Here is a 20765-nt window from a genome sequence, read left to right on the forward strand (position 1 = left end):
TGTTTTTGATCAGGTCATCAGCGCCACGGCGGCGGAGAAGCTGAGGAAGGCCAGGCTGGTCGATACCAGGATGATGCGCGCCACGCGACCGCTGTGGGCGCCGTAGCGCTCGGTCAGCAGCGACACATTGCTGGCGGACGGCAGGGCCGCCAGCAGCACCAGCACCACCAGGGTTTCGTGCTGAAGCCCCAGTCCCAGGGAGATCGCTGCCAGTCCGACGGCCCAGACCAGCAAGGGATGGACGACAAGCTTGGCCAGCGCGATCGGTACATAGTCGCGCACGGCGACGCGTTCGTGGCTGTTCATCTGCGAGCGGGCCAACACGGCGCCTATGGTGAACAAGGCCACCGGCGAAGCCGCTGCGGCCAGCATGGCCACGGTCTTGTCCACCGGGCCGGGCAATACCCAACCCATGGCAGAGGCCAGGCCGCCCAGCAGAATCGACCAGGGCATGGGATTGGACGCCATGCCCTTGAGCGAATTGCGCACTGCCAGCCAGATTCCTTGCCCTCCCGCCAGATCGAGCCGCGACAGCGCAATGCAGGCCGAGGTGGTGATGACCATGTCGATGGCCATGGTCACGATCACCGGCCCCGCACTCTGCGCGCCCAGCAGCGCCGCCAGCATGGGAACGCCCATGAAGCCGGTGTTGGGGAAAGCAGCGACCAGTGCACCGAATGCTGCATCGTTCCAGCCCAGGCGTGCGCGCGTCAGCAGCACGGTCGTGCCCACCATCAGCGCCGCACAGAGCAGATAGACCAGGATGACGTTGATGTCGAGCAGCTGATGAATCGGTGTCTGCGCGCCAAAGCGGTACAGCATGCAGGGCAGTGCGAAGTACAGCACAAAGGCATTGAGGCCGGGGATGGACGCCTGGGGCAGGATGCCGCGCCATGTGGCGGCAAAACCGCAAGCCACCAGGGCAAAGAAGGGAAAGGTGATGAGTAGAACGGACAACACGCACAAATTGTGACAGCGCCCGACCCCAACCCCCTCACGGCCTGCGATGAAAATTTTTCAGTGCAGACCTACCCAAAAACAAAGCCTGCGCAAGGCAGGCTGCTGTGACGGATACAAGGACAGCACGTCAGAGCTTGAGTTCCTTTTCCACATCTGCAGTCTTGCGGCGCGCCAGCGCCAGGTTGGCACGAGCCTTGTCCAGCACCAGATAAAAGAACACGCCGTCATTGGCGGCCACGGGACGGATGATGTGATATTGCTTGCCCAGAGTGATCAGTATGTCGTCGATCTGGTCGTTGAGATTGAGCATGCGCATGGTCTTGATCTTGGCACGCACGACCTCTGTGTTGCCGGCCGCGGCCAGCTCCATGTCCACGCCGCCGCCGACGCTGCCCATCAGCATGCCGCTTGCGCTGTCCACGAGAGCGCCACAGACAGCACCGTCTGCGGTCATCAGAGCGTTCAGAGAATCCTGGATAGAGGCCATAAATCCACCTTTTGAAAAGCAAGACAAGGAACTCGTGCGACGGATGCGCACCCACTCAGACTCAGAACTCCAGTGAACCTGTGATCAAGAGGGCAGGTACCCTGTGGCAACCTCACCGGCCGCCCAGAGCGCGCGACCCAACAAGGCGTTCTGATCCACCACCAGACAGAGAACGGCCGTGAAGGAGCCGTTCACCGCCTGGAAGACCACCGTGCCCGACTCCGTCTCGAAGGTCAGGCGCTTGCAATCCCTGTGTCCGATCTCATTGGCCACAGCCTTGGCCATGGCCATGAGCGAGCCTGCCATGGCCGACAGTCGTTCGGTCGGCAGATCGCTGCGAATGCGCAGCGCTGAAATCTCGAAACCGTCAGGGGTACAGAGCAAGGCGATGTGGACGCCCGCCACCGGGGAAACCACGCGCGCCAGGATTTCCTGACCTGCCTCCACGGCATGTGGCGGAATCACGAGGGAGTTATGGGTCTTCATAGAGTCTGACTTTGCAAGGACAGCAGCGATGCCAGCACGCTCAGGGCATCCAGCATCTGCTGGCGATCACGTGGATCAGCCTCAACAAGCGGGGTGAGGTCATGGCCTTTGGCGACCAGGGCGGAGCTGAATGCCTCCAGCCTTGCTCCGCTGGCGGGACGGCAACTGAGAATGACCATCAAAGGTGCCTGGTCCAGCTCTGCGATCCCCGTCAGCATCTCGCAGGCGTAGTCCACCGCGCCCGCATCGTTGACGTCCACCATCAGCAGCGCTCCCACCGATGCAGAAAGCACCCAGCGGCGCACGAAATCGAATCGATCCTGACCGGGGCTGCCTACCAGCTGCAGTCGCTCGCCAGAGCCCAGGTCGATCTCGCCAAACTCCGCCCCTACCGTGGTGAACTCCTTGCTGTGCGTCGCCTTGTCCAGGTTGCGCACATCGCTGCCTGCCATGAATTCCCCGCACAGGCTGCGCAGCGCCGTGGTCTTGCCCACGCCCATGGGCCCCAGCAGACTCACCCGCAGCAGGCCCTGGCCGGGCTGCATGGGCATGAAAGATGTCATGTACGTCCTCCACGGGTAATCCAGCCCGTCAGCTTACTGAGCCATTGACGCGTCACGGAAGCGGCTGGCTGCTTCTGGGCAATTGATTTCTGCGCAGCGGAGGGATCCCCGGAGCCGCGCAGACTACAGCGCAGGACTGCCTGAATCTGAGGCAGGGACAGCAGGGTCGATAGTTGCGACATCTCAATGCCGGCGTGCTCGGCCAGCGATCTGGCATCGATAGGCCCACGCGCGAGCAGCGCCAGCGCACGCATGTTCTGCGCGCTGTTGGCGCTGCCAGGCAAGGCGACCCAGGATTTGATTTGAAAGCAATGCGTACAGTCGACTCCCTGCGACTGAAGCTCTTGCAAGGCACGCTGCAGCGACAGGGGCTCACCGGCCCTGTGCCGGGCTCTCCAGTCCATGAGGAAAACCGCGGCACGGTCGAGCATGTCGATCAGGTCGGACAGCGTGAAGTCCACATCAAGATGTACTGCCCAGCCCTGGGAAGAACGCCCCAGCGGCTGCATGGCCGGCTCGCCGCCAAGATAGACCACGCAAGGAGCTCTCGCCTCGGCCCTGGCCAGCAGGCTCTCCAGCCCTTCGATCACCAGCACTTCGGCCGCATGGCGCGGAACCTGACGCCAGCCGGAAAGCGACTTGCGCGCGGCCACGGCGAACAGCGCTTCAAAGCGCTGCTGCACGGCAGGCGTCCAAAGTTCTGCGGCCAAGCTCACTTCACCGATGGTTCTCGCCATGCACAACACCCTGAGGGTTGAGGAAAAGACAATGAATCCCTCAACCATCGAAAATTCGCTGGCGCTGTCGGGATCAAGGCCGGACACGATGCAATCTTCACGCTACACAACTAACACCTTATTACAACAATTATTCAAGTAACAGGAGAGCGCACGTGTAGGTGAAACGCTCGCTGAGTCCCTGATTTTTGTCAGTTGTGAGCGCTGTCATCAGGGCTCTTCACAGCGAAGCGGTATGCTCCCAGTCCTTGTTTTTGATGATGGGTCACTCTGCTTCATGTCTGCTGGTCTCAACCTCGCTCAGCTCCAGGCCGTGCATTACACCGAAGGTCCATGCCTTGTTCTGGCAGGCGCCGGCTCGGGCAAGACCCGTGTGATTACGCACAAGATAGGCCGTCTGATCGAAACCGGTCTGGCGCCGCGCCGCATTGCCGCTATCACTTTTACCAACAAGGCCGCCGCCGAAATGCGCGAACGCGCCGCCGGTCTGATCGGCCGCCAGGCCAAGGAGGTGCTGATCTGCACTTTCCACTCGCTGGGCGTGCGCATGGTGCGCGAGGACGGCCACATTCTCGGTCTCAAGCCCCAGTTCAGCATTCTGGACACCGACGATGTCACCGGCATCCTCAAGGACTGCGCGGGCGGCACCACCGATGTGGCGACAGCTCGCCAGTGGCAGTGGACCATCAGCGGCTGGAAGAATCAGGGCTGGGACAGCCGCAAGGCCCTGGCCATGGCGCAGGACGACAACGAACGCAGCACCGCTCTCATCATGCAGCGCTATGAAGAGCGCCTGACCGCCTACCAGAGCGTGGACTTCGACGACCTGATCGGCATGCCCATGCGACTGCTGCGCGGCCACCCCGAGGTGCGCGAGAAATGGCAACGCCTGCTGGGCCATGTGCTGGTGGACGAGTACCAGGACACCAATGCCACGCAGTACGAGCTGCTCAAATTCCTGGTGGGCGAGCGCGCTCACTTCACGGCGGTGGGCGACGACGATCAGTCGATCTACGGCTGGCGCGGCGCCACGCTGGACAACCTCAAGAAGCTGCCCGTGGACTTTCCGCAGCTCAAGGTCATCAAGCTGGAGCAGAACTACCGCTCCACCAGCGCCATTTTGCGAGCGGCCAACAATGTGATCGGCCCCAACCCCAAGCTGTTTCCCAAGACACTGTTTTCGGAACTCGGCGAGGGCGAACCCGTGCGCATCATCGACTGCGACACCGAAGAGCATGAGGCCGAGCGCGCCGTGGCCCGCATTCAGGGCCTGCGCGCCAATATGAACCCGCAGCCCGCGTGGAAGGACTTCGCTATCCTTTACCGCGCCAACCACCAGGCCAAGCCCTTCGAGAAGGCGCTGCGCAAGGCCAATATCCCCTACAAGGTTTCGGGCGGCACCAGCTTTTTCGACCGCGCCGAGATCAAGGACCTGTGCGCCTGGTTCCGCCTCTGGATCAACAACGACGACGACCCGGCTTTTCTGCGCTCCATAGGCACGCCCAAGCGCGGCATAGGCCACACCACGCTGGGCAAGCTCGGGGAGTTCTCTGCCGCACACAAGCTCAGCATGTTCGGCTCGCTGTTCAATGCCATGCTGGAGGAGGCGCTGCCGCGCAAGGCCTTCGAGAGCCTGCTGGAATTCGGCCGCTATATCAACGACCTGGAATACCGCGCCCGCCACACCCTGGGGTTTGAGGCCTCGCGCGGCTTTCTGATCGACTGGCTCAAGGAAATTGGCTACGAACAGTATCTGTATGACAGCGAAGACAGCGAGTCTGTCGCTGCCGCGCGCTGGAGCAATGTGCTGGAGTTCTGCGACTGGATGGCCCAGCGTGCTGGCGGCCAGATAGAAGATGCTGCAGGCACCAGCACCCAGACCGAGGTCAAGAGCCTGCTGGAGGTCTCACAGAACATCGCCCTGCTCTCCACCATCAGCGAACGCGAGAAGGAGCAGGACATGGTCGTGCTCTCCACCCTCCACGCTTCCAAGGGTCTGGAATGGCCCCATGTCATGCAGGTCGGCGTGACCGAGGGCATGCTGCCATTCAAGCTGGACGATGACGACGGCAAGCAGCAGCAGGTCAGCGATGAAACGGCAGCACGGCTGCAGGAAGAGCGCCGCCTGATGTATGTGGGCATCACCCGCGCCCAGCGCACGCTGGCCGTGAGCTGGACCAAGCGCCGCAAAAAGGGCCGTGAGATGGTGGCCTGCCAACCCAGCCGCTTCATCAAGGAGATGGGCCTCGATGCGGCCACGGCCAAGGAAGACCCGCGCGAGAAGCTGCGCAAGCTGCGCGAAGAATTTGCCGCGCGCAAGAACCAGGCGGCGCCGGGCGCCGCCAACTGAAGAGCCGAGATGACCTTGAGAACCTTGAGAACCTTGAGAACCTTGAGAACCTTGAGAACCTTGAGAACCTTGAGAACCTTGATTTTCATAGCTGCCAGCGCTTTATCCATCAACGCTTGCGCGCAGTTTGACTCCAAGCCTGTCAGCACTTGCGCGCGAGACTGGCAGATGAGCGACAAGCAGTTGCAAGGGGAATGGATGGGTTCCGTCGCCGGCAGTGAGGAAACCGCCCTCATGGTGCTGGGCCCGCATCCCGAATGGCAAGGCAATGTCAAAGGCAGCGTCAGCCGCCTGGGCAGCAACCATCCCATGGTGGGCGATGTGAACGAGGGCACGGTCACGCTTGAAGAAAGCGCAGACGGCTCACGCATCACCGGCACCTGGCTTGGCGAGGTGGTCAAGGGCAGCTGCGGTACAGAAATTCACGGCAGTTACCAGGAGGGAGAAAATGTTCCACCACGTGCGTTCATCATGCGCAAGGCCCAACCCTGAGCAGGGCTGGGTGTTGCCAACCGCAACCGGCCTGTGCATTGATTGATCCCATGAGTATTCGCTTTTTCACCCCGCATCCCCTGACCCTGAGCATCGGCCTGGCGCTGGTCGGCGGCTTGAACCCAGTTACCGCCAACAGCGCAGAACTACCCTCCCCCGAAAGCTGGCAGCAATGCGCAGCCACCACCAGCAACACCGACCGTCTGGCATGTTTCGACGCCTGGGCAGTCAAGCAAAGCCCGGCTGTTGCGCCACCCGCTACCAGCTGGAGTTCCCCAGCGGCCAGCGCACAAGCAGCACCGGATCCTGCCTCGGCAAACCACGCCACGCCAGCCAGCTCAGCGACGGCGAGCACAGCCGGCGCCGACAGCGGCCTGGGTCTCTCGCCTACCAACGGCGGCTGTCGCGATCCTCGCTACACCGAGGTCTCGCGCTACTACGAACTGGAGCCCGGCACGGACTGCGGCACCTTCAACTTCCGCGGCTACCGCCCCATGTCCGTTTCCGTGGTCGTGGGCGACGAGGTCAATCAGCAACCCTATTCGCCCAGCCGCGGCCTGACGACCGAGCAGCCATACCAGAAGCACGAGATGCGCCTGCAGCTCTCGGCCCGCACCAAGATTGCTTCCGGCCTGCTGACCGGCCCCACTTCGACAGGCAAGGATTCGCTGTGGTTCGGCTATACCCAGCAGTCCTACTGGCAACTGTTCAACGGCGATATCTCGCGGCCCTTCCGCACCACCGACCACGAGCCCGAGGTGTTCTATGTCTACCCGACGGACGCCCAGCTGCCGCTGGGCTGGCGCTGGCGCTACTCGGGCATAGGCATAGCTCATCAGTCGAACGGCCAGAGCAACCCGCTGTCGCGCAGCTGGAACCGCTGGTATCTGATGACCGGGGCCGAGCTGGGCAACCGCTGGCAGCTGCATCTGAAAGCCTGGCAGCGCATGAAGGAGAGCGCGCTTGAGGACGACAACCCCCATATCCAGGACTACATCGGTCGTGGTGAAGTCAAGCTGGGCTGGAACGTCAACGAGCAGAACTATCTGGGCCTGACTGCACGCGGCTCGCTGGGCCAGGGCAAGGGATCCGGTCGTATCGAGTGGCTGCGCACCCTGGGCGAAGGCTGGAACGGCGGCAAGAGCAATCTGCGCCTGCATGTTCAGCTGTTCAGCGGCTATGGCGACAGCCTGGTCGACTACAACAACAAGCGCACGGTACTCAGCGTGGGCCTGAGCCTGCTGGACTTCTGAAGCCGGCCTGGTCCGCAGCCGCTGGGCCGAGCCGTGATTTACGCCAGAAAGCCAGAAGCCCGGGCCTGAGCCACCAGCAACTCGGTAAACCGCGCATAGCCTGCGGCATTGGCATGTACCTGATCGGCGCGCAAGGCACTATTGCCCAGCACCTCGCTCCAGGCATCGGCCAACAATGCCACCCGGTTGTCCTTGGCCAAGGTTTGGTAGATGGAGTGATCCTTCATGCGCCCCGTCAACGCTGCACTCAGGCTCAGCTCCGGCACGGCCACCAGCAGCACGGGCGTCACCCTGGCTTTGCACAGCTGCAGCATGCGCGTGATCTCGCCTTGCACAACTTGCTCGCTCCTGCGCTGCAGCCAGTCGTTGCCACCGGCGCACAGAATCGCCAACGATGGCCCGTGCTCATCGAGCAGCCCCGGCAGACGGTCCGCAATCTGTTTGCTGGTCTCGCCCGAAACACCGGCATTCACCACCTTCCAACCCGTGCGCTCAGCCAGCAGGGTGGGGTAGCTGGCATCTGCATTGGCGCCAACACCTTGCGTCAAGGAGTCTCCAAGCGCCAATACGGTAGCCCCGGCAGGAACGGCAGCGGCCTTGGGTGTCTTCTTACCACAGGCACTTAGCAGCATGGCGCCCCCCGTCAGCAATGCTGCGGCACGCATGCCTTGAAGAACATGGCGTCGGTACGGGTCAAATATCGGCTTCATGGCATCTCACAAAACAGCGGGCTTGCAACGGCTGGAGGGTAGCTCCTTGGGCGCGAGGATAGCTCAGCCTCCGCTGCCCCAATGCAAACCGCGCTGCACAGCGGTAAAACTGCAAAGCAGCAGCCGTAAAAAAAACCGCTGCGCCCAAGGCCCAGCGGCTATGCGTGCCCAGATTGCCAATCAGTCGGGCACGACTGCAGTCACCTCGATCTCCACCTTGGCCCGGTCCTCGATCAAGGCGGCCACCTGCACGGCCGTCATGGCCACGCTGAATGAACCAATCAGCTCGCGATAGGCCTTGCCGATCTCGGCCTGCTGCGCCAGATACTCCTTCTTGTCGGTGATATACCAGGTCATGCGCACGATATGTTCGGGCCTGGCTCCACCGGCCTGCAGCACCTCGACGATATTGTGCAGGGCCTGTCTGGCCTGCGCCGCGAGATCGTCAGTATGAAACCGGCCTTCGGCGTCCCAGCCTATCATGCCGGCCACATAGATCTGGCGGCCGCTGACGGCCACGCCATTCGCATATCCCTTGGGCCGGGGCCAGCCCGGAGGCAGCAGTACTTGCATGTTCAACTCCTGTTTTCTGTTGGATTGGATGAACTTTGCCAACGCTCGATTGCGTGGCGGATATGTTGCGGCGCAGTGATGGCCTGATGGGTTTGAAGACTGGTGAAGACCAGCACTTTCTGCGCCGTCACGCGCAGCTGTCCCTCAGGACCTGTGCAATCCACATCGAGCGTCAGCGAACGATTGCCCAGCTTGGCAACCGACAGGCCCAGACTCACGGTTTCACCCATGCGGGTGATGGCACGAAAGTCGCACTCCAGATGCACGATGGGCAGGCCCATCTTGTCCTTGTGCAGCATGTCCGCATAGCTCAGGCCCAGCGCCTGGTTGAACCAGTCTTCGACCAGCCCGTTGAACAGCACCAGATATTGGGGAAAGAAGATGATGCCCGCCGGATCGCAGTGCGCAAAACGAATCGGCACCTGCGTCACAAAGCGTTTTGAAGCCATTGCCACTTCATTCATACCCAAACAATTCCTTCAGCAAAATCTGCCTGCAGCGCTTTTCAATCAGGCGCATGCAGCTTTTAAAAACATAGCAATCAGGTTTGATGCAGGCGAAAGCGCTGCAACTTGCCCGTGGCCGTGCGCGGCAGTTGATCGACGAACTGTACGGCCCGTGGATATTTGTAGGGAGCGACCCGGCTCTTCACAAAATCCTGCAACTCCATGACCATGGCATCGCTGGCCATATGGCCGGCACGCAGCACCACAAAAGCCTTGACGATCTGGCCTCGCTCGCTGTCGGCCACGCCAATCACCGCGCATTCAGCCACAGAACCGTGCTGCATCAGGGCCTCTTCGACTTCGGGTGCAGCGATGTTGTATCCGGCCGAGATGATCATGTCGTCGGTGCGTGCCTGATAAACGAAGTAGCCGTCGACATCCATCAGATAGGCATCGCCCGTCAGATTCCAGCCCCGGCTCACATACTTGGTCTGACGGCTGTCGTTGAGATAGCGGCATCCCGTTGGTCCCTGCACGGCCAGCCTGCCCACGGTGCCGGGCGGTACCTCGACCCCCGCATCATTCACCACCTTGGCACGATAGCCGGGCACGGCCTTGCCGGTGGCACCGGGACGAGCCTCCTCTTCGCGGTGCGAGATGAAGATGTGCAGCATTTCGGTAGAACCGATGCCGTCAATGATTTCAATACCGGTCGCCCCCTTCCACAGCGCGCGTGTGGAGGCGGTCAAGGCCTCGCCCGCCGACACGCATTTGCGCAGCCGGGTGCGGCGGATGCGTTCGCCCTGCTGAGCCATCACACGGTAGGACGTGGGCGCCGTGAACACCACACTGGCACCAAATCGCTCAATACCATCGACCAATTGCACGGGGCCGGCTTTCTCCAGCAAGGCCATGCTGGCCCCGATGGACATAGGGAACAGCACCTGCCCACCCAGCCCGAAAGTGAATGCCAGCGGAGGACTGCCTATGAACACATCGTCGGCATTGGCACGCAGCGTATGCACGGGCCAGCAGGCGCAGACCGCCATCACATCGCGATGAAAATGCATGGTGGCCTTGGGCACGCCCGTGGTGCCCGAGGTGAAGCCCAGCAGGCAGGTATCGGTCGCTGCAGTTTCCACGGCCTGGAAGTCATCGCCCACCTGCTCCATCAGGCGCTCCAGTGCATCGGCTTCCACACTGTTGAAATAGCGCACGGCCTTGAGCGTGCTGGTTTTTTCCTGCGCACCCTGCACCTCGATGCGCAGCGCCGCATCGCACAGCGCATGGCTGATCTGCGCTATGTCGATGATGGTGGACAGCTCCTTGGCCCGCAGCAGCGGCATGGCGGCCACGGCAATGCCCCCGGCCTTGATGACGCCAAACCAGCAGGCCACCATCATGGGATTGTTGGGTGCGCACAGCAACACGCGGTTGCCCGGCTGCAGTCCCAGCTCCTGCGTCAGCACATTGGCGATGCGATTGGCCTTGAGCTGCAGATCCGCATAGCTCCAGCGCAGGCCTTCGGCCTGAATGCACAAACGGTCGCCGCGCCCCTCGCTCACATGTCTATCCAGCAGCTCCACGGCACAGTTCAGGCGCTCGGGGAACCTCAGCTCGGGCAGCTCGAAAATGAACTCGGGCTGCTGCTCGGGCGGTGGCAGGTTGTCGGCAGCAAAGGTATCGATATGCGCGGTGTACGACATGATTCCGATCTTTCAGGCAAAAACAGGATCAAACGCTTGATACAAAAGCGCCATCAGCTATGACTTTTGATAAGGTCACGCCCAATGATGAGCTGCTGCACCTCGGTCGCGCCTTCGTAGATGCGCAGGGCGCGAATCTCCCGGTAAAGGCGCTCCACAGGCTGCTCGCTGACCACGCCCAGGCCGCCCCAGATCTGCACGGCGGCATCGATCACCTGCTGGGCATTTTCCGTCGCCGTCATCTTGGCCATGGCGGCCTCCCGTGTCACGTTCTCGCCCTGGTCACGCAACCAGGCTGCGCGATAGGTCAGCAGCGCCGCACTGTCGATCTGCGTGGCCATCTGCGCCAGTTTGGCCTGGGTGAGCTGAAAATCAGCCAGCACGCCACCGAACATCTTGCGGCTGGTCGCGCGCTGCAATGCCTCATCCATGGCACGACGCGCAAAGCCCAACGATGCGGCGGCCACCGAGGTGCGGAACACATCGAGCGTGCGCATCGCCACCTTGAAGCCCTCGCCGGCCGCGCCCACGAGCTGGGCGGCAGGCACGCGGCAGTTCGAAAACTTCAAACGCGCCAGCGGGTGTGGCGCGATGACGTTGATGCGCTCGGCAATCTCAAAGCCCGGGGTGCCGGCCTCCACAATCAGTGCCGACAGACCACGCGAACCCGCAGCCTCGCCTGTACGCACAAAAACGACATAGAAGTCGGCAATCCCCCCGTTGGAAATCCAGGTCTTCTCGCCGTTGATGACATAGTGATCCCCTTCCAGCCTGGCCTCGCAGGCCATGGCCGCCACGTCCGAGCCGGCGTCGGGCTCTGACAGCGCAAAGGCTGAGATCGCATCGCCCCTGGCCACCAGGCTCAGATAGCGTTTTTTCTGCTCCTCGCTGCCCGCCAGAGAAATCGCCCCCGAGCCCAGACCCTGCATGGCAAACGCAAAGTCGGCCAGCCCGCTATGACGCGCCAGAGTCTCCCGGATCAGGCAGATGGCTCTGGTGTCGATCTGCTCTCCCGCACCGCCATAGGCCGTACCCGCAACCGCATGACGCAGCCAGCCGGCCTCGCCCAGGGCCTTGACCAGTTTGCGGCATTCGGCATCCACATCGGGGCCATGCGCATGCGCAATGTTCTGCCTTGCCCAGGCATCCAGCGACTGTGTCAGACGTGCGTGATGGGGCTCGAAAAAAGGCCACTTCAGATAGCTGGTGTCTGCCATGTCAGTTTCCTTGAAATACCGGTTTTTGCTTGGCGACAAACGCGTGATAGGCACGCGAGAAATCCTCGGTCAGCATGCACAGTGCCTGGGCCTGGGCTTCGGCTTCGATGGCCTGCTCAATCGTCATGGCCCATTCCTGGTGCAGCATGGTCTTCGTGATGCCGTTGGCAAAGCTGGGCCCGGCGGCCAGATCGGCGGCCAGCTTCTGCGCATCGGCCAGCAAGCTCTCGGGTTCACACAGACGGTTGAGGAAGCCCCAGCGTTCACCCTCCTCGCCGCCCAGGCTGCGTCCCGTATAGAGCAACTCACTCGCACGGCCCTGACCAATGATGCGCGGCAGCATGGCGCAGGCCCCCATATCGCAGCCCGCCAGCCCCACGCGGTTGAACAGGAACGCGGTCTTGCTGCGCGCAGTGCCAAGGCGCATGTCCGAGGCCATGGCCATGATGGCCCCAGCCCCCGCGCACACGCCATCGACTGCCGCAATGATGGGCTGCGGACAGGCTCGCATGGTCTTGACCAGCTCACCCGTCATGCGGGTGAACATCAAAAGCTCGGGGGCCTTGAGCGCGACCAGCGGACCGATGATTTCGTGCACATCACCGCCCGAGCAGAAGTTGCCGCCCGCGCCGACCAGCACCACGGCCTTTACATCCTGCGCCCACTTGAGCTGGTGAAACAGGTCGCGCAGTTCGGCGTAGGAATCAAACGTCAGCGGATTCTTGCGCTCCGGACGATTGAGAGTGATGGTTGCCACGCCAGCCTGCACCTGCCACTGGAAATGCGTGGCCCTATAGCCCGCCAGCTGCTTGTGATTGCCAGCTTGCAGCGCTGGATCGATTGCATATTCGCTCATGTCTGTCTCCAAAAATCCGGTTCACATGACTTCGCCACCAGCGACGGCTATGGCTTGCCCGGTAATACTTGATGCGCCTCGCCCACATAGCCACAGCACGGCGTCCGCCACCTCGTGCGGCTGTACCAGGCGGCCTTGGGGGTTGGATTTGACGAACTCGGCCATTGCCTGCTCTGGTGTGCGACCGGTCTTGGCTACGACGCGGTCAATGCTGGTTTTGACAATCTCTGTTTCGGTATAGCCGGGGCAGACGGCGTTGACGGTGATCCCGGTCTTGGCGTACTCCAGCGCCAGGGCTCGTGTCAGGCCCACCACGCCATGCTTGGCCGCCACATAGGCTGCGACATAGGCATAGCCCACCAAACCAGCCGTGCTGGCCACATTGACGATACGTCCCCAGCCCGTAGCGGACATGGCCGGCAGCACTTGCTGGATGCAGTGCATGGTGCCACTCAGGTTGACGGCCAGCATCTGCTGCCAATGCGCGGCATCCATCTTCATGAACGGTGCACTGCCGGCCTGACCTGCGTTGTTGATCAGGATACTGATGGCACCTTGCGCAGCCACTGCCTTTTCAAACGCCGTTTTCACCTGTGCTTCATCCGCCACATCGGCCAGCACCATCCGGCATTGACCGGGATGTTCTTCCACCAGTTTTTGCAGCGGCTCAGCGCGACGCCCCAGCACCGTGACGCGAGCGCCCTGCGCCAGCAACTGGCGTGCAATCGCCTCGCCAATGCCTTGGCCCGCGCCCGTCACCAGCGCATGTTGATGTTGATCGTTCCGATCGCCTGTCATTGAGTTCTCCATCGCTCACGAAACTGGCGCGAACCGCCCCTCGGACACCAAGGAAGAGCCGCCCCACGCCACGGGTGTCGCCCCCTCCCATAGCGCGCAGCGTGTGGAGAGTGGGGGGAAGGCGCGCAGCGACTCAGGGGGCGCTTCATTTCAAGGCCTTTTCGCGCTCGAACAGGGCTTCCATCTGGCGCTTGCCTTGGAAGTATTGTTTGGGCCAGACGATAGGCGTGTAGCCTATCTTGGCGGCCTCGGTCAGCGTCCAGGCCGGATTGGCCAGATGCGGTCTGGCAATCGCACACAGATCGGCACGTCCTGCAGCAATGATGCTGTTGGCATGGTCGGCCTCGCTGATCGCGCCCACGGCCATGGTCGCAATACCGGCCTCTTGTCGGATGCGGTCTGCAAACGGGGTTTGATACATGCGGCCGAACACCGGCTTTTCGAGCTTGCTGACCTGCCCCGATGAGCAGTCGATCAGATCGGCACCTGCGGCCTTGAAGGCCTTGGCAATCTGTACCGCATCTTCGGGCGTGATGCCGCCAGGCACCCAGTCATGAGCCGAGATACGCACGGACATGGGCTTGTCCTGCGGCCAAACGGCGCGCATGGCCTTGAACACTTCCAGCGGGTAGCGCAAGCGGTTTTCCAGGCTGCCGCCATATTCATCGCTGCGCTGATTGGTCAGCGGCGAGATAAAGCCCGACAGCAGATAGCCGTGCGCACAGTGCAGCTCCAGCCAGTCCACGCCTATGTCGGCCGCCATTTGCGCAGCATGCACAAACTGCTGCAGCACCTCATCCATGTCGGCGCGTGTCATGGCCCTGGAGATCTGGCTCACTCCCTGCAGATATTGCTGCTCCGACGCTGCCATGACGGGCCAGTTGCCCTGCTCCAGCGGCAGATCCGTACCTTCCCAGGCCAGCCGCGTCGAGGCCTTGGCACCCGCATGGCCGATCTGCATGGCGAACTTGGCATCGGTGTTGGTGTGAATCCAGTCGCTGATGCGTTTCCAGGCCTGCTTTTGCTCAGCGCTATAAGTACCTGGGCAGCCGGGCGTGATGCGCCCCTCGGGGCTGACACAGGCCATCTCGGCAAACACCAGACCGGCGCCACCAAGCGCACGCGCCCCCAGGTGAACGAGGTGAAACTCACCAGGCACGCCATCAACCGCAGAGTACTGCGCCATGGGAGAGACCACGATACGGTTCTTCAGCGTGATGCCGCGCAGGGTATAGGGCAGGAACATGGGCGGCGGCGCCTTGGCATCGACCGCGACACCGTTTCTTTCGGCCAGCCATTTCTCATAACCACCAAGCCACTGCGCATCACGCAGGCGCAGGTTTTCATGGCTGATGCGCTGACTGCGCGTGAGCATGGAATACATGAACTGCTCGGGCTCCAGCTGGTCGCAATAGCGCTGGCCGCAGACCTCGAACCACTCCATCGCATTCCAGGCCGCATTCTGAATGCGCAGCGTCTCAACGCGACGCGCTTCCTGATAGGCCGCCAGCACCTCGGGAATATGCGCAGCCGCATCACCCCGCTGCTTGAACTGGCGTGCCAGCTCGATCGCATCCTCGATCGCCAGCTTGGTTCCTGAGCCAATGGCGAAATGTGCCGTATGCACGGCATCGCCCATCAGCACCACATGGCTGCCCTTGCGGTTTTTCAACCACCACTGATCGCAGACCACGCGCTGAAAGTTGATCCAGGCCGAACCGCGCAGATGGCGGGCATTGGTCATCAGTTTCTCGCCCTGAAGATTGTCCGCGAACAACTTTTCACAGAAGGCAATGGACTGCTCTTGATCGGCGGTGTCGAGACCGCTGGCTTTCCAGCATTCCTCCGTGGTCTCCACGATGAAGGTCGAGGTCTTGTCGTCGAACTTGTAGATATGCGCCTGAAACCAGCCATGTGGCGTGCGCACGAAATCAAAGGTGAATGCCTCGTAGACCTTGTTCGTCCCCAGCCAGATATAGCGATTGGGGCGGGTGACGATATCGGGCTTGAAGATGTCGGCGTACTTGCTGCGGATGCGCGAGTTCACACCATCGCAGGCAATCACAAGGTCGGCATCCGGATAGTCCTCGTCGCTTTGCACATCGGTCTCGAACACCAGGTTCACACCCAGCTGTTCGCATCGTGCTTGCAGGATATTGAGCAGATGCTTGCGGCCAATCCCCACAAAACCATGTCCTCCGGAGCGAATCTTGCGCCCTTTGAACAGCAACTCGATATCGTCCCAATGGTTGAAAGCCTGCTCGATCTGCGCGGCTGTCACCGGGTCCCAGTCGCGCATATTGTCCATGGTGGCATCGGAGAAAACCACGCCCCAGCCAAAGGTGTCGTAGGGCTTGTTGCGCTCCACCACCGTCACCTCATGCTCAGGGCTCATCTGCTTCATCAGCAAAGCGAAGTACAAGCCGGCGGGGCCACCACCTATGCAGACAATTTTCATGACAGTGATCCGTTCCTGGCTTTTGAAAAATTACTTTATATCTAAATTATTAATGCATGAAATTTTCACTAGAATCCGGCCAAACCCTGAACCCAAAGCACGTTAGTTTGCGCACCATGCCAACCATGGCCCAACACAATCCGGATTTCTCCATCGACATGCCCGAAGCCCCGGGACGCGAGGCTGGCCTGTCCCACTCCGACCATCAGGCCGTGCGCCTGTGGCTTCGCCTGCTGACCTGCAGCACACAGATCGAGCAAGTCATTCGCAGCCAGCTACGCACAGAGTTCGGCACGACCTTGCCTCGTTTTGACTACCTGGCACAACTCAGCCGCTTTCCCAAAGGTCTGCGCATGAAGACCCTGTCGGAATATCTGATGGTGACCGGCGGCAATGTGACCGGACTGACCGATCAACTGGTGGCCGAAGGCTGGGTGGAACGCGTGGCTGACGAGGAAGACCGCCGCTCCATGATCGTGCGCCTGACCCGCTCGGGCAAAAAGCAGTTCAAGGCCATGGCTGCCGCGCATGAGCTATGGCTTGAGCAGTTGCTGACTCCACTGGGCAGCAAAAACGCCAGCGATCTGTATGAACAACTGGGCAAGCTCAGACAGGTGCTGAGCTCGCCAGAAAGTGCCTGAGCCCGAAAAAACACCGTTTTGTGACAATTTCATGGAAAATGTCCTGCACGCAGTCCTGCGTGACACAGGCTTGGGGGCATGGTTCATGGATTTACTGCATCTGCGATATCGGCTCAAGTCCGGGTTCTACTATCTCTACGACATGCGTGATGCGCCCAACGCCATCACGGGAGAGCGCCCCTATCGCCTCAAGACCGAGCTGGTCGCCATCGCGTTTGACCGAATCACAGGCCGCGTGCACCAACATGGTCACCCCACCCGCATTCACTCCTGGGCCATTGGCACGCAACGCCGTCTGCGCATGGCAGGAGACTGGGAAGGCGCAAACCGGCTGGTCGTGGTCTCCGGGCCGCTGCCCGAAGAAGAAATCAACAAATGCCTGAGCGTGCAAGGCTATTGCCGCTGGATGCTGATGCGTCTGGCCAGCATGCCGCATGGCAAATTTGCAGCCCATCGTGCAGGCAGCCGCAGCAGCTGGCAAAGACGTGAATCCGGCCAGCAGCGCCGTGCGGCCTGACCTCCAGTCAAACTTCCTTCCAGCGCTTATTGATCAATCACATAGCGCTATCAAATCAGGAATCAGCATCTTCAGCGGAATTGTCATCCGCCTCGGCCACTTCGGGCATTTTCACAATCGTCACCGGCAGCCGACTGTGCCTGGCCACCTCGCGTGAGACCGAGCCGATCAGAATGCTGCCCAGGCCGCTCTGGCCCGTGGCACCGATGATGATCTGATCGCATTCATTGCTCTCGGCAATATCGATCAGGGTATTGGCCTCTTCGCCCAGGCTGATCTCCACTTCATAGGAGGCCCCGGCCTCCTTGAGAAGATCCTGTGCAGGTGCCACCAGATCCATGCCGGCTTCGATGCTGGCGTTGGCGATCAGATCTGAATCTGTGGTTGCAAGCTCCAGCAGCGTGGCTTCCTTCTGCACATGAGCTATCACAAAGTGAGCATCCAGTCCGCTCTGCAAAAGCTTGATGCCGTGGCGTACGGCCTCAAGTGCGACATCCGATCCATCCACCGCAATCATGATCTTGAGCATGGCAACCTCCTGTTCGTCTTGCGCACCAGTGTAGGCCCAGGCTGCAAAGACGGGTTGCGAATCTGGGGCAAGCACCGGCTATTGCAGCAGTGCTTGCGGGCATCTGGGAAAATAGCAGGCTATGCTGCAGTTTGACCTTCTCAAGACCGACCCGACCAGCCACGCGCGCCGTGGCACCTTGACGCTTAATCACGGCAAGGTCCAGACCCCCATCTTCATGCCCGTGGGCACCTATGGCACCGTCAAGGGCGTGATGCCGCGCAGCCTCGAAGAAATGGGCGCACAGATCATCCTGGGCAACACCTTCCATCTGTGGATGCGTCCAGGCCTGGACATCATGAAGTCCTTCGGCGGTCTGCACGACTTCGAGAAGTGGGACAAGCCCATACTGACCGACTCGGGGGGCTTCCAGGTCTGGTCGCTGGGTGCTATGCGCAAGATCACCGAAGAAGGCGTGCATTTCCAGAGCCCCGTGAACGGAGACAAGCTGTTCATGTCGCCCGAGGTCAGCATGCAGATCCAGACGATTCTGAATTCGGACATCGTCATGCAGCTCGACGAGTGCACGCCCTACGAAACCAACGGCAAGAAGACCACCGAAGCCGAAGCGCGCAAGTCCATGGAGATGAGCCGTCGCTGGGCCAAGCGCTCCAAGGAGGAGTTCCAGCGCCTGGAAAACCCCAATGCCTTGTTCGGCATCGTGCAGGGCGGCATGTACACCAATCTGCGCGAGGAATCGCTGCAGGGTCTGCTGGAAATCGATTTCCCCGGCTATGCCGTGGGTGGTGTCTCCGTGGGCGAGCCCAAGGACGAAATGCTGGAGATCATGGCCCACACGCCGCATCTGCTGCCCGCCAACAAGCCGCGCTACCTGATGGGCGTTGGCACACCCGAAGACCTGGTGCAAGGCGTGGCCGATGGCGTGGACATGTTTGACTGCGTGATGCCTACCCGCAATGCACGCAACGGCACCATCTTCACGCGCTACGGCGATCTGAAGATCCGCAACGCTCGTCACAAGGTGGATCACCAGCCCATAGACACCACCTGCACCTGCCATGCCTGCGCGGGCAAGAGCGGCGTGAGCTGGGACGATGGCGGCCGCGAAGGCTTCAGCCGCGCCTATCTGCACCATCTGGACCGCTGCGGCGAGATGCTGGGCCCCATGCTCACCACCATCCACAATCTGCACTATTACCTGAACCTGATGCAGGAAATCCGCAACGCGCTGGACGCAGGCAGCTTTGCCCAGTTTCGCACCCAGTTCAAGGCCGATCGCGCACGCGGGGTCTAAGCCTTCGACTCCATCTGCTGCAGCAGAACACAAAAAAGCCAGAGCCAGTCTCTGGCTTTTTTGCTTTCAGATTTCACCATTGAAACCTTCAATTGAAAAATTTCGTCAATTGCCCACTGCAATGCAGCGTAAGAGGCCGATTTTCTGTATGTTTTTGTTAAAACATCAGCACATTGGGCGACAACAACCGGCATCTTTGGCGATTGGCATCGAAATCCACCAACAGCCACTGAACAGCACGACACGAAACGCTCGCGGCATCCCCCTCCATGACCGAAGCTTCCTCACCCAAGCAAACGCCTTCGCTACAGACCACCGCCACCCAGGCATGGACGGTCGCGCTCGCCCTGGGATGCATGGTGTTCGTGGCAGCCTTACTCGGTATCCTGGGACGTCCTTTGGGGTTTTTCTCGGCGATCTGGCCAGCCAACGCGCTCTTGTTGGGGGTGCTTCTGCACAAGCCTGGCTGGCTGCGTCCTGGCTCGATCCTGGCGGTCTCGGCAGGCTATATCGCTGCGGATCTGCTGACAGGCAGCCGGCTCGATGTGGCGATCCTGCTGAGCATGGCCAATATGGCGGGCGTCGGAATGGCCTGGGCGCTGATGCACAGGCAAAGCCGCGCCACCTTGTTCATGCAACGCCAGTCTTCCGCCTTGCTGCTCTTTGTCGGCAGCGGCATGGGCGCACTGGCAGCAGCAATACTGGGCGGGCCGGTGGTGACTGCCGTGTTCGGAACACCGCACTGGCAGGCTTTCTCCATGTGGTTGAGCAGCGAGTGGCTGAACTACATGACATTTTTACCCATTGTTCTGGCCTGGCCGACACGCAAGCAGCCTGCACCGAACTGGACCGAGCCCTCCCCCATGCGCCGCGTCCTGCCTTTGCTGTCTGTCATTGCGCTGGAGGCCATCAGCTACTGGATCAAAGGTCCCGGCTCGCTGGCGTTCTCGCTGCCGGCTCTCATATGGTGCGCGCTGAGCTATCGCATCTTCAGTCTGACGCTGATCACGGCAGCACTTTGCCTGAGCAGCATCATCTTCATTTCGCTTGGCACGCTTGAATTCACACCCGCTCATTTTCTCGAAACGCTGTCATTTCGCGTGGGGCTATGCATGCTGGTGCTGGGCCCGCTGGCGGTGGCCGGATCGCATATGGCTCGCAACGAGCTGATGCAAAAGCTCAGTCATGCCGTCAACCACGACTTTCTGACCGATATGCTGGCACGCGGTGCCTTCATGAAGCAGGGGCAAAGAATACTGGAGCGTTGCCGCCAGGATGGCCAGCCCTTCGCCATTCTGATGCTGGATCTCGACCACTTCAAACAGATCAACGACAGCTTCGGCCATGCGGGAGGCGACCAATTGCTGCGCAGCTTCAGCCAGACCCTGAGCCAGGTGCTGCGCGCTCAGGACATCGTGGGCCGTATGGGAGGCGAGGAATTCGCCGTGGCCCTGCCCAAGGTGGACGCAACCGCTGCGCAGGAGATCGCCAAGCGCATCAACCGCGCCATCCGGGAGCTGCGCGTGCCCATGAATGACAAGACGATGAGTGCCACGGTCAGCATTGGCCTGGTCCATACCGCAAGCCTGCAAGCGCATCAAAGCCTGGACCTGCTGCTGCAGCAGGCAGACCAGGCTTTGTATGAGGCCAAGGCCGCCGGGCGCGATCGCGTCAGTTCACAGCTTTGCTGAG

The 20765-nt window shown here is 61.2% G+C and carries 21 protein-coding genes; 7 read left to right on the plus strand and 14 right to left on the minus strand.

Going from position 1 to position 20765, the window contains the following annotated elements; genetic code table 11:
* Positions 1–9: 9 nt before the first annotated feature.
* The 5 genes from Cth01_RS20015 to Cth01_RS20035 all read right to left on the minus strand — a co-directional run bounded on the left by Cth01_RS20015 (position 10) and on the right by Cth01_RS20035 (position 3281).
* Entirely contained in the window at positions 10–960 is a 951-nt protein-coding gene (locus Cth01_RS20015) for an AEC family transporter (protein WP_034378058.1), read from the minus strand.
* 127 nt (positions 961–1087) lie between these two features.
* Entirely contained in the window at positions 1088–1447 is a 360-nt protein-coding gene (locus tag Cth01_RS20020) for a hypothetical protein (RefSeq protein WP_003065585.1), read from the minus strand.
* An 84-nt stretch (positions 1448–1531) separates the two neighbouring features.
* Positions 1532–1933 (minus strand): roadblock/LC7 domain-containing protein, encoded by a 402-nt coding sequence (locus Cth01_RS20025; RefSeq protein ID WP_045840184.1) that lies wholly within the window; start codon positions 1931–1933, stop codon positions 1532–1534.
* Positions 1930–2496, minus strand: a complete 567-nt coding sequence (locus Cth01_RS20030) for a GTP-binding protein (RefSeq protein WP_034353045.1) — start codon at positions 2494–2496, stop codon at positions 1930–1932. The genes Cth01_RS20025 and Cth01_RS20030 overlap by 4 nt, the downstream gene beginning before the upstream one ends.
* A complete protein-coding gene (locus tag Cth01_RS20035) occupies positions 2493–3281 on the minus strand; it encodes a hypothetical protein (RefSeq protein WP_174447122.1) in 789 nt (262 codons plus the stop codon). Before Cth01_RS20035 ends, Cth01_RS20030 begins: the two co-directional genes overlap by 4 nt.
* 229 nt (positions 3282–3510) lie before the next feature.
* Here Cth01_RS20035 and Cth01_RS20040 point away from each other — a divergent pair, with 229 nt between their 5' ends.
* From Cth01_RS20040 to Cth01_RS20050, 3 genes are all read left to right on the plus strand, one after another.
* Positions 3511–5583 carry an ATP-dependent helicase gene (locus tag Cth01_RS20040; RefSeq protein ID WP_045840186.1) on the plus strand — a complete coding sequence of 691 codons (2073 nt, stop codon included), beginning with the start codon at positions 3511–3513 and terminating at the stop codon, positions 5581–5583.
* A gap of 168 nt (positions 5584–5751) precedes the next feature.
* Positions 5752–6075 carry a hypothetical protein gene (locus Cth01_RS20045; protein ID WP_233425236.1) on the plus strand — a complete coding sequence of 108 codons (324 nt, stop codon included), beginning with the start codon at positions 5752–5754 and terminating at the stop codon, positions 6073–6075.
* Positions 6076–6125: 50 nt separating this feature from the next.
* Complete coding sequence (locus Cth01_RS20050; protein WP_034405262.1) at positions 6126–7328, plus strand: phospholipase A; 1203 nt, start codon at positions 6126–6128, stop codon at positions 7326–7328.
* A gap of 38 nt (positions 7329–7366) precedes the next feature.
* On the opposite strand, the gene Cth01_RS20055 is transcribed toward Cth01_RS20050, so the two are convergent.
* From Cth01_RS20055 to Cth01_RS20090, 8 genes are all read right to left on the minus strand, one after another.
* Entirely contained in the window at positions 7367–8038 is a 672-nt protein-coding gene (locus Cth01_RS20055; protein WP_045840188.1) for a GDSL-type esterase/lipase family protein, read from the minus strand.
* Positions 8039–8218: 180 nt separating this feature from the next.
* The gene (locus Cth01_RS20060; RefSeq protein ID WP_012836821.1) at positions 8219–8611 is read right to left on the minus strand and encodes a RidA family protein; all 393 of its coding nucleotides are present in this window, start codon (positions 8609–8611) and stop codon (positions 8219–8221) included.
* Between the two features lie 2 nt (positions 8612–8613).
* On the minus strand, positions 8614–9075 hold the full coding sequence (locus Cth01_RS20065; RefSeq protein ID WP_080747105.1) for an acyl-CoA thioesterase: 462 nt from the start codon (positions 9073–9075) through the stop codon (positions 8614–8616).
* Positions 9076–9152: 77 nt separating this feature from the next.
* On the minus strand, positions 9153–10763 hold the full coding sequence (locus Cth01_RS20070) for a benzoate-CoA ligase family protein (protein ID WP_045840189.1): 1611 nt from the start codon (positions 10761–10763) through the stop codon (positions 9153–9155).
* A gap of 53 nt (positions 10764–10816) precedes the next feature.
* Entirely contained in the window at positions 10817–11980 is a 1164-nt protein-coding gene (locus tag Cth01_RS20075) for an acyl-CoA dehydrogenase family protein (RefSeq protein ID WP_045840190.1), read from the minus strand.
* A 1-nt stretch (position 11981) separates the two neighbouring features.
* A complete protein-coding gene (locus tag Cth01_RS20080) occupies positions 11982–12836 on the minus strand; it encodes an enoyl-CoA hydratase family protein (RefSeq protein WP_034353019.1) in 855 nt (284 codons plus the stop codon).
* Between the two features lie 21 nt (positions 12837–12857).
* Positions 12858–13634, minus strand: a complete 777-nt coding sequence (locus tag Cth01_RS20085; RefSeq protein ID WP_034353017.1) for an SDR family NAD(P)-dependent oxidoreductase — start codon at positions 13632–13634, stop codon at positions 12858–12860.
* Between the two features lie 145 nt (positions 13635–13779).
* On the minus strand, positions 13780–16092 hold the full coding sequence (locus Cth01_RS20090) for a bifunctional salicylyl-CoA 5-hydroxylase/oxidoreductase (RefSeq protein ID WP_045840191.1): 2313 nt from the start codon (positions 16090–16092) through the stop codon (positions 13780–13782).
* 116 nt (positions 16093–16208) lie between these two features.
* Between Cth01_RS20090 and Cth01_RS20095 the strand changes: the two genes are divergently transcribed.
* Both Cth01_RS20095 and Cth01_RS20100 read left to right on the plus strand, forming a co-directional pair.
* Positions 16209–16733, plus strand: a complete 525-nt coding sequence (locus Cth01_RS20095; protein ID WP_012836814.1) for a MarR family winged helix-turn-helix transcriptional regulator — start codon at positions 16209–16211, stop codon at positions 16731–16733.
* 94 nt (positions 16734–16827) lie between these two features.
* Entirely contained in the window at positions 16828–17250 is a 423-nt protein-coding gene (locus Cth01_RS20100; RefSeq protein WP_045840208.1) for a hypothetical protein, read from the plus strand.
* 55 nt (positions 17251–17305) lie between these two features.
* Here Cth01_RS20100 and Cth01_RS20105 read toward each other — a convergent pair whose 3' ends face one another.
* Positions 17306–17779, minus strand: coding sequence for a universal stress protein (locus Cth01_RS20105; protein WP_012836812.1), 474 nt, complete (start codon positions 17777–17779; stop codon positions 17306–17308).
* A 121-nt stretch (positions 17780–17900) separates the two neighbouring features.
* On the opposite strand from Cth01_RS20105, the gene tgt reads away from it, so the two are divergent.
* Both tgt and Cth01_RS20115 read left to right on the plus strand, forming a co-directional pair.
* Positions 17901–19073, plus strand: a complete 1173-nt coding sequence (gene tgt / locus Cth01_RS20110) for a tRNA guanosine(34) transglycosylase Tgt (RefSeq protein WP_034353010.1) — start codon at positions 17901–17903, stop codon at positions 19071–19073.
* Positions 19074–19342: 269 nt separating this feature from the next.
* Positions 19343–20764: a GGDEF domain-containing protein gene (locus Cth01_RS20115; protein WP_045840192.1), complete on the plus strand. Its 1422-nt coding sequence runs from the start codon at positions 19343–19345 to the stop codon at positions 20762–20764.
* Position 20765 lies beyond the last annotated feature (1 nt).

The organism is Comamonas thiooxydans, assembly GCF_000964545.1.
Taxonomy (GTDB): domain Bacteria; phylum Pseudomonadota; class Gammaproteobacteria; order Burkholderiales; family Burkholderiaceae_C; genus Comamonas; species Comamonas thiooxydans.

Excerpts from the sequence above, each read along its gene's own strand:
- Cth01_RS20020 (WP_003065585.1), bottom strand. The coding sequence starts at position 1,447 with ATGGCCTCTATCCAGGATTCTCTGAACGCTCTGATGACCGCAGACGGT.
- Cth01_RS20025 (WP_045840184.1), bottom strand. The coding sequence starts at position 1,933 with ATGAAGACCCATAACTCCCTCGTGATTCCGCCACATGCCGTGGAGGCA.
- Cth01_RS20030 (WP_034353045.1), bottom strand. The coding sequence starts at position 2,496 with ATGACATCTTTCATGCCCATGCAGCCCGGCCAGGGCCTGCTGCGGGTG.
- Cth01_RS20035 (WP_174447122.1), bottom strand. The coding sequence starts at position 3,281 with ATGGTTGAGGGATTCATTGTCTTTTCCTCAACCCTCAGGGTGTTGTGC.
- Cth01_RS20040 (WP_045840186.1), top strand. The coding sequence starts at position 3,511 with ATGTCTGCTGGTCTCAACCTCGCTCAGCTCCAGGCCGTGCATTACACC.
- Cth01_RS20045 (WP_233425236.1), top strand. The coding sequence starts at position 5,752 with ATGAGCGACAAGCAGTTGCAAGGGGAATGGATGGGTTCCGTCGCCGGC.
- Cth01_RS20050 (WP_034405262.1), top strand. The coding sequence starts at position 6,126 with ATGAGTATTCGCTTTTTCACCCCGCATCCCCTGACCCTGAGCATCGGC.
- Cth01_RS20055 (WP_045840188.1), bottom strand. The coding sequence starts at position 8,038 with ATGAAGCCGATATTTGACCCGTACCGACGCCATGTTCTTCAAGGCATG.
- Cth01_RS20060 (WP_012836821.1), bottom strand. The coding sequence starts at position 8,611 with ATGCAAGTACTGCTGCCTCCGGGCTGGCCCCGGCCCAAGGGATATGCG.
- Cth01_RS20065 (WP_080747105.1), bottom strand. The coding sequence starts at position 9,075 with ATGAATGAAGTGGCAATGGCTTCAAAACGCTTTGTGACGCAGGTGCCG.
- Cth01_RS20070 (WP_045840189.1), bottom strand. The coding sequence starts at position 10,763 with ATGTCGTACACCGCGCATATCGATACCTTTGCTGCCGACAACCTGCCA.
- Cth01_RS20075 (WP_045840190.1), bottom strand. The coding sequence starts at position 11,980 with ATGGCAGACACCAGCTATCTGAAGTGGCCTTTTTTCGAGCCCCATCAC.
- Cth01_RS20080 (WP_034353019.1), bottom strand. The coding sequence starts at position 12,836 with ATGAGCGAATATGCAATCGATCCAGCGCTGCAAGCTGGCAATCACAAG.
- Cth01_RS20085 (WP_034353017.1), bottom strand. The coding sequence starts at position 13,634 with ATGACAGGCGATCGGAACGATCAACATCAACATGCGCTGGTGACGGGC.
- Cth01_RS20090 (WP_045840191.1), bottom strand. The coding sequence starts at position 16,092 with ATGAAAATTGTCTGCATAGGTGGTGGCCCCGCCGGCTTGTACTTCGCT.
- Cth01_RS20095 (WP_012836814.1), top strand. The coding sequence starts at position 16,209 with ATGCCAACCATGGCCCAACACAATCCGGATTTCTCCATCGACATGCCC.
- Cth01_RS20105 (WP_012836812.1), bottom strand. The coding sequence starts at position 17,779 with ATGCTCAAGATCATGATTGCGGTGGATGGATCGGATGTCGCACTTGAG.
- tgt (WP_034353010.1), top strand. The coding sequence starts at position 17,901 with ATGCTGCAGTTTGACCTTCTCAAGACCGACCCGACCAGCCACGCGCGC.
- Cth01_RS20115 (WP_045840192.1), top strand. The coding sequence starts at position 19,343 with ATGACCGAAGCTTCCTCACCCAAGCAAACGCCTTCGCTACAGACCACC.